Source organism: Acidocella sp., from assembly GCF_028687955.1.
Taxonomy (GTDB): domain Bacteria; phylum Pseudomonadota; class Alphaproteobacteria; order Acetobacterales; family Acetobacteraceae; genus Acidocella.
In genome coordinates, this window is sequence record NZ_JAQTZC010000006.1 from 40,931 (window position 1) to 48,927 (window position 7,997).

Annotated in this window: 5 protein-coding genes; 4 read left to right on the forward strand and 1 reads right to left on the reverse strand. The window is 63.9% G+C overall.

What is annotated here, in order from left to right; genetic code table 11:
• Window positions 1–82 precede the first annotated feature (82 nt).
• Window positions 83–2,923 (forward strand): 2-oxoglutarate dehydrogenase E1 component, encoded by a 2,841-nt coding sequence (locus tag PHE40_RS01565; protein WP_299957028.1) that lies wholly within the window; start codon window positions 83–85, stop codon window positions 2,921–2,923.
• 51 nt (window positions 2,924–2,974) lie between these two features.
• Window positions 2,975–4,207, forward strand: coding sequence for a 2-oxoglutarate dehydrogenase complex dihydrolipoyllysine-residue succinyltransferase (gene odhB, locus PHE40_RS01570; RefSeq protein ID WP_299957030.1), 1,233 nt, complete (start codon window positions 2,975–2,977; stop codon window positions 4,205–4,207).
• Window positions 4,208–4,384: 177 nt separating this feature from the next.
• Here the strand turns inward: odhB and PHE40_RS01575 are convergent, their stop codons facing one another.
• Window positions 4,385–5,080 carry a transglycosylase SLT domain-containing protein gene (locus PHE40_RS01575; protein ID WP_299957032.1) on the reverse strand — a complete coding sequence of 232 codons (696 nt, stop codon included), beginning with the start codon at window positions 5,078–5,080 and terminating at the stop codon, window positions 4,385–4,387.
• Between the two features lie 263 nt (window positions 5,081–5,343).
• Here PHE40_RS01575 and typA point away from each other — a divergent pair, with 263 nt between their 5' ends.
• Together typA and PHE40_RS01585 are read left to right on the forward strand one after the other, a co-directional pair.
• Complete coding sequence (gene typA, locus PHE40_RS01580; protein WP_299957034.1) at window positions 5,344–7,179, forward strand: translational GTPase TypA; 1,836 nt, start codon at window positions 5,344–5,346, stop codon at window positions 7,177–7,179.
• Window positions 7,180–7,233: 54 nt separating this feature from the next.
• Window positions 7,234–7,893: an NUDIX hydrolase gene (locus PHE40_RS01585; RefSeq protein WP_299957037.1), complete on the forward strand. Its 660-nt coding sequence runs from the start codon at window positions 7,234–7,236 to the stop codon at window positions 7,891–7,893.
• The last annotated feature ends 104 nt before the right edge of the window (window positions 7,894–7,997 follow it).

Consider the following 7,997-nt stretch of genomic DNA (forward strand, 5'->3'; position numbering starts at 1 on the left):
GGGAGGGTGAGCTTGACGCTGCCGCGGTGTGGCAGCGTGGAACAAGCGGGACGGAATCGCTTTATAGAGGGATAGGTTTGGCATGGCCGGCGTCGACATCATCGCAACCGCCATGAACGGGGCGAATGCCCAGTTCATCGCACAGCTTTACGCAAAATGGATCTCCGCCCCACATTCGGTGGACCCGGATTTCGCGGTGCTCTTCGCCTCGCTGGACGATGAGGCGCGCTCGGTCCTCACCGATGCATCGGGCGCTTCCTGGGCGCCGCGCCCCGCGGTTTTCGAAGTGCCGGAGGCCACCAAATCCGCCCCGCCGCCCACCGCCGACACCCGCGCCGCGACGCTGGATTCCATCCGCGCGCTGATGCTCATCCGCGCCTACCGCGTGCGCGGACATCTGGAAGCGCAGCTCGACCCGCTGCATCTGCGCCAGCCGCGCCAGCATCCCGAGCTTGACCCCGCCACCTATGGCTTCACCAGCGAGGACATGGACCGGCCCATTTTCATCAATGGCGTGCTCGGCCATGACAACGCGACGGTGCGGGAAATTCTCGCCATCCTGCGCGCCAGCTATTGCGGGGAAATCGGCGTCGAGTTCATGCACATCCAGGACCCGGCGCAAAAATCCTGGATTCAGCAGCGGATTGAGGGCGCACCCTGGCTCGCCGCATTCGGGCCGGAAGAGAAAACCAAGATTCTGCGCCAGCTGACCGAGGCTGACAGTTTCGAGACCTTCTGCCAGCGCCGCTATGTCGGCACCAAGCGCTTCGGCTTGGAAGGCGGCGAGAGCACGATTCCGGCGCTGCATACGATCATCGAGACGGCCGCCAAGGGCGGGGTGAAGGAAATCGCCATCGGCATGCCGCACCGCGGCCGGTTGAACACGCTGGTCAACATCGTACAGAAGCCGCTCGTCGCATTGTTCAGCGAGTTCGGCGGCGCCAGCGCCAAGCCTGAGGATGTGGAAGGCTCCGGCGACGTGAAGTACCACCTCGGCACCTCCACCGACATCAACATCAACGGCAACCAGTTGCATCTCTCGCTGCAACCCAACCCCTCGCATCTCGAAGCGGTGGACCCCGTGGTGGTCGGCAAGATCCGCGCCCGCATGGACATGATGGGCGATGCCACCCGCCGCAACGCGATGGCAATTCTGATGCATGGCGACGCCGCCTTTGCGGGCCAGGGCGTGGTGTATGAGACCCTGGCGATGAGCCAGCTGATCGGCTACCGCGTCGGCGGCTCGGTGCATCTGGTGGTCAACAACCAGATCGGCTTCACCACCGTTCCGGCGCATGCTTTCTCCGGCCTGTATTGCACGGACGTTGCCAAGGCCGTGCAGTCGCCGATTTTGCATGTGAACGGTGACAATCCGGAGGCCGTGGTGTTCGCGGCCCGGCTGGCGACCGAATTCCGCATGGAATTCGCGGTGGATGTGGTGATCGACCTCGTCTGCTACCGCCGCCATGGCCATAACGAGAACGAGGAACCGGCGTTCACGCAGCCGATCATGTACAAAGCGATCAAGGCTCTGAAGACGACGCGCGCGCTCTATGCCGACGCCCTGGCGGCCGAAGGTAGCGTGAGCGCCGAACAGGCGCAGGCCATTGCGGATAATTACAACCAGACCTTGGAGGACGCCTACAAGGGCGCGCAGGCGTACAAGGTGAACAAGGCGGACTGGCTGGAAGGCCATTGGTCGGGCCTGGGCCAAGCCACCGAGGAGGACGAGCAGGAGGAACAGGCCACCGCCGCGCCGCTGGAGCAACTGCACCAGGTTGGCAAGGCCATCTCCACGCCGCCGGAAAATTTTGACATCAACTCCAAAATTCTGCGCCAGCTCGAAGCCAAGCGGCAGATGATCGAGACCGGCGAGGGCATAGACTGGGCGACCGGCGAGGCGCTGGCTTTCGGCACGCTGATGCTCGACGGCCACCGCGTGCGGCTCTCCGGCGAGGATTGCCAGCGCGGCACCTTCAGCCAGCGCCACGCCGTGCTGATCGACCAGACCAACCAGAACGAATACACGCCGCTGAACAATATCAGCACGGACCAAGCACGGATTGAGATCTTCAACTCACTCCTCTCAGAGGTCGGCGTGCTGGGCTTTGAATACGGCTACGCCCTGGCGGACCCCAGCGTGCTGGTGCTGTGGGAAGCGCAGTTTGGCGATTTCGCCAACGGCGCGCAGGTCATTATTGACCAGTTCCTGGCCTCTGGCGAGACGAAGTGGCTGCGCATGTGCGGCCTCGCGCTGCTGCTGCCGCACGGGCATGAGGGCCAGGGGCCGGAGCACTCCTCCGCCCGGCTGGAGCGCTATCTACAGCTCTGCGCCGAACGCAACATGACGGTGTGCAACCTGACGACGCCAGCAAACTACTTCCATGCGCTGCGCCGCCAGCTCAAACGCAACTTCCGCAAGCCGCTGGTGCTGATGACGCCTAAGTCCTTGCTGCGGCATAAGCTGGCCATCTCGCCGCTGAGCGATATGACCACCGGCTCCGGCTTCAAATATGTGATCCCGGAGATCGACCAAATCGCGGCACCGGCACAGGTGAAGCGTGTCGTGATCTGCTCCGGCAAGGTATATTACGATCTGTTGGCCGAGCGGCGCGAACGCGGCATCGCGAATGTCGCCATCGTCCGGCTGGAGCAGTTCTACCCCTTCCCGGCCCGCAAGTTGCAGGCGGCGCTGGCGCCCTACACCAAGGCTGAGGTGGTCTGGTGCCAGGAAGAGCCTGAGAACAACGGCGGCTGGACCTTCGTTGACCGCAAGATCGAGGCTGTGCTGCTTGCCGCCGGAGGCGCCGCCAAGCGGCCGCGCTATGTTGGCCGCACCGCCGCGGCCAGCCCGGCGACCGGCCTTGCCCGCGTCCATGCCGCCGAGCAGGCCGCCCTGGTGAACGAGGCATTATCCGTCTAAACTTTCGCAGCACCTCCCAAACGACCCCGCGTCTACAAATTAGGAGCAGTTATGGCCGCCGACATCAAAGTCCCGACACTTGGGGAAAGCGTTACCAGCGCAACCATCGCGCGATGGATGAAAAAAGCCGGGGACACAGTGGCCGCCGACGAACCCCTGGTGGAACTGGAAACCGACAAGGTGACCGTTGAGGTTAACGCGCCGGAGGCCGGCACGCTGGAAGAGATCATCGCACCGGAAGGGGCTGAGGTCGAGGTCGGCGCGCTGCTGGGCCGGATCGGCGCCGCAGGGGCAAAGCCTGCGGCGAAACTAATCGAGCCCAAATCTGCCCCTGCAACCGCGCCCGCCGCCGCCGCCGGCGTGCATCCGCCGCAGACACCCCCCGGCCCCGTGGCGCGTCCCGGCGTGGCGGCACTGCCCGCCGCCGCGAAGATGATGGAGGAGAAGCACATCTCCGCCGCCGAGATCGGCACCGGCACCGCCAAGGACGGCCGCATCTCAAAGGGGGATGTGCTGGCGTTCGTCAACAAGCCGCCCGTGGCGCCCGCCCCGCCCGCGGCCAAGCCCGCCCGCGCGCCCGACACGCGTGAAGAGCGCGTGAAGATGACCCGGTTGCGCAAGACCATCGCCAGCCGCCTGAAGGACGCGCAGAACACCGCCGCGATGCTCACCACCTTCAACGAGGTGGATATGAGCGCGATCATGGCGCTGCGCAGCGAGTACAAGGAAGCCTTCGAGAAGAAGCATAAGGGCGTGCGCCTGGGCTTCAACGGCTTCTTCGTGAAGGCCGTGGTCGCGGCGCTGGCGGAATTTCCCGCGGTTAACGCCGAGATCGACGGCGATGACATCGTGTACAAGCACTACGTCCACATGGGCATCGCCGTTGGCGGCGCCAATGGGCTGGTGGTGCCGGTGATCCGTGACGCGGGTGAGAAGACCATCGCGCAGATCGAGGCGGAGATCGCCGGGTTCGGCAAGGCCGCCAAGGAGGGCACGCTGAAACTGGAGCAGCTCTCCGGCGGCACCTTCTCCATTACCAACGGCGGCGTTTACGGCTCGCTGATGAGCACGCCGATCATCAACCCGCCGCAGTCGGCTATTTTGGGCATGCATAAAATCCAGGAACGCCCGGTGGCGGTGAACGGGCAAGTGGTAATCCGCCCGATGATGTACTTGGCCGTCTCCTATGACCACCGCATCATCGATGGCCGCGAGGCCGTCTCCTTCCTGGTGCGCGTGAAGGAAAGCCTGGAAGACCCGCGCCGCCTGCTGCTGGAGATCTGATCCCTGCGGTTACACCGGCCCGCCAAGAGCTTGACTCTCTGGGTTTGGTGGCGGGCTGGTATAAGCTATTGATTTTGCGCGCGGCCGCCCCACCAGCCCCGCGCGCATACCAGTCCGCCTTAAGGCTGACTGGTATTACACCGGCAAAAAGGCCAGAGGTTGATCCTCTGGCCTTTTTTATGGCGTGATCAACCGGGGCAGGCCGTGCGGCAGCCCGGCGCCGGGTGGGCTGTCCAGGGTATAGACATGAACCCGCCGGGCCGCGGGCGACATCATGATAACATAAGGGTCCGGCGCATTGAGCGCGGTGGAGAGCTGGGTGTCCAACCCTGGCGGTACGTTGCCGATACCATGCCAGACAGCGAGAACACGCCGCTGATAGGGCAAACCCAGGTCCGGCTCCGCGGAGTGGTAATCGGCGATGGCCGTGTTCCACGAGCCGGTCTGGTTTTTCAGGCGGTTGAGGAAGCCGGCGGCGTAATTGGCGTTTTCCACGGGGTCGAAGGCATCATCGAGGGAGGCGAAGGCATCCGGGTGGTTTTGCAGGCTGATCTGGAAGCAGCCGACGTCGATATCGCGCGCACCGGAGGATAAGGCCAGCCGGACAAAGGCTTCAGCCGCGGCTTTGTCCGCGAAATACTGCCCGTTGCCGTCAGCGTTCACAGTCCAGGGCCAGGGGGCGATGCGGCCGGTCAACGGGTCGGGGTGGCCGCTTTCTACCTTGCCGATGGAGACCAGCAGGTTGGCCGGCAAAGCGGCGGCCTGTTCGGCGGCATGCCCGGCGGTGGCGCAAGCCTGCCCCGGCGGCAGATCTGCCCACGCGGCAGAGGCCAGCAGCAGCATCGCTCCTATGCCAGACAACAAAATTCTCAAGCCGGTTTCGCCTCCCATCAAGACCAATGCTTAGGCAAATGCCTAGTTCGTGACGAGGCTTTCATGCCGCAATTCCATTAATTTTTGGGTTACATGCCGCCGCAACGCTGCAATGGCGTTTTAGCCCTCGCTTTTGCGGCGCAATATGGCTATGCGGAGCGGGAAATCTTCCGCGCGATTTTTGGGCCGTTGCTCCGTTCATACGAGGCAGCGGCCCAAGCATTGCACTATCTGTACTGCACTAACTGTCAGGCCCATCAAAAATGTCCGCTCCAAAAATCCGCAATGTCGCCATCATCGCACACGTTGACCATGGCAAAACCACGCTCGTCGACCAGCTTCTCAAGCAGTCCGGCGCCTATGCGGCCCACCAGGCCGTGACCGAGCGCGCGCTCGACCGCAACGACCTCGAAAAGGAGCGCGGCATCACCATTCTGGCGAAAGTGGCCTCGGTGGTCTGGAATGACGTGCGCATCAACATTGTCGACACCCCAGGCCACGCCGACTTCGGCGGCGAGGTGGAGCGTATTTTGAACATGGTGGATGGCGCCGTGATCCTGGTAGACGCCGCTGAGGGTGTGCTGCCACAGACCAAATTCGTGCTCGGCAAGGCGCTGGCGCGCGGGCTGAAGCCGATTGTGGTCGTCAACAAGATCGACCGTGGCGACGCCCGCCCCGACGATGTGCACAACGAGATGTTCGACCTCTTCGCCGCGCTAGACGCCAATGAGGAACAGCTCGACTTCCCGATGCTGTTCGCCTCCGGCCGCCAGGGCTGGGCTGTGAAGGATCTGGCCGACCCGCGCGAGAGCCTGACCCCGCTGTTCGAGTTGATCCTCTCCCATGTTCCCGCGCCGAACCTGGATGCCGAAGCGCCGTTTGGCATGGTTGCCTCCATCCTGGAGTCCGACACCTTCCTCGGCCGCGTGCTGACAGGGCGCGTGGAGCAGGGCCGCGCCACCGTCAACATGCCGGTGAAGGTCTACCGCCTGGATGGCACCGTGGTTGAAACCGGCCGCCTGACCAAGCTACTCTCCTTCCGCGGCCTGGACCGCGTGGCCGTGGACGAAGTCTCGGCCGGCGACATTGTCGCCGTCGCGGGGCTGACCGACGCCACCATCCCGCACACCATCGGCTCGATGGATCTGCCAGGCCCCCTGCCCGCCACCCCGATCGACCCGCCGACCCTCTCCATGACCTTCCGCATCAATGACAGCCCGCTGGCCGGGCGCGAAGGCAAGAAGGTGACGTCGCGCCAGATCCGCGACCGGCTATACCGCGAGGCCGAGGGCAATGTTGCCATCATGGTGGCGGACAGCTCAGAGACCGACGCCTTCGAGGTTTCCGGCCGCGGCGAACTCCAGCTTGGCGTGCTCATCGAGCAGATGCGCCGCGAGGGCTTCGAGCTGACCATCGGCCGCCCGCGCGTGCTGACCCGCACCAACGAAGAGACCGGCGAACGCGAGGAGCCATACGAGGAAGTGCTGATCGACGTGGACGAGCCCTATGCCGGCGCTGTCGTTGAAAAAATGTCCCGCCGCAAGGGTGAGCTTTCGGACATCCGCCCCTCCGGCGGCGGCAAGCAGCGCCTGACCTTCCGCATCCCCTCGCGCGGACTGATCGGCTACCATGGCGAGTTCCTCACCGACACGCGCGGCACCGGCGTGATGAACCGCCTGTTCGCGGGCTATGGCCCCTGGAAAGGCAAGATCGAGGGCCGCCGCAATGGCGCGCTCATCTCCTCCGAGGATGGCGAGGCCGTGCAGTACTCACTATTCGCGTTGCAGGACCGCGGCGTGCTGTTCGTCTCCCCTGGCGAGAAGGTTTATGTCGGCATGATCCTGGGCGAGCATTCGCGCGAGAACGATCTCGACATCAACCCGGTCCGCGAAAAGAAGCTCACCAACATCCGCGCCGCCGGCAAGGACGAGGCGCTGTTGCTGGTGCCGCCCCGCAAGATGACGCTTGAACAGGCGATTGCCTATGTTGAGGATGATGAGCTGGTGGAGGTAACCCCCAGCGCCGTGCGCCTGCGCAAGAAACATCTGGACCCCAACGCCCGCAAGCGCGCCGACCGCGCCTCAGGCGACGCGGCCTGAACAGAAAACAAGGGGCACCTCATGGGGTGCCCCTTGTTCGTTGTGGAGGGGCCTGTGGAAGCCGTTAGAGACCATATGATCGTGGATGCCGCATTGCAGCGGCAAATCACCGATCGCTTTATCGCGGGGCGATTTGGGGACATTCCCAGCCATGCCGTGCATGACCTGGGCCGTGTGAGCCTGCCCGGCGCAGGAGATGTGGCGCTGCATCTGCGCCATGCGGCCGATGCCATTTTGCTTGATGATTTCGGCCAGGTGGTGCTCATCACCCGGCTGCATCATCCCGGTGCCGGGCTGCTGGCGCTACCGGACGGGTTTATCGATGATGTGGACGGCGGAATGGAAAACCCGCTGGACGCGGCGATCCGTGAGGCGGTGGAAGAAACCGGAATGGACGAGGGGCTGCTGCGGAGTATTTCGGCGGCACCGGCAGGCCACCGCCTATATGACCGTCCGTTCGACATTCGCGTGGCATGGAATAACCTGCCTGGCACCAGCATCCGCCAGGGCGATGTTTTTGGCGTCTCCACGCAGGGGTTCTGCTTCAGGCTGCCCGGAAATTTACGCGGCCTGCCATTGCAGGCGGGTGATGACGCAAAGGCGGTGCAGGTGCTGGGAATCGCAAGCCTCCGGGAAAGCCAGTTCGCGGTGCCAGACCATCTGCCACTGATCCGCCTGGCGCAAGAGATGACAGCATTCGGCAATAAAAGTTGAAATACTCCATTGCCGTTGCCGGGTGCCAGGTTTTCAGATAGAAGCGCCGCAGTACGGACCCGTAGCTCAGCTGGATAGAGCGTTGCCCTCCGAAGGCAAAGGTC

Coding starts and splice junctions, on each gene's coding strand:
- PHE40_RS01565 (WP_299957028.1), top strand. CDS start 83: ATGGCCGGCGTCGACATCATCGCAACCGCCATGAACGGGGCGAATGCC.
- odhB (WP_299957030.1), top strand. CDS start 2,975: ATGGCCGCCGACATCAAAGTCCCGACACTTGGGGAAAGCGTTACCAGC.
- typA (WP_299957034.1), top strand. CDS start 5,344: ATGTCCGCTCCAAAAATCCGCAATGTCGCCATCATCGCACACGTTGAC.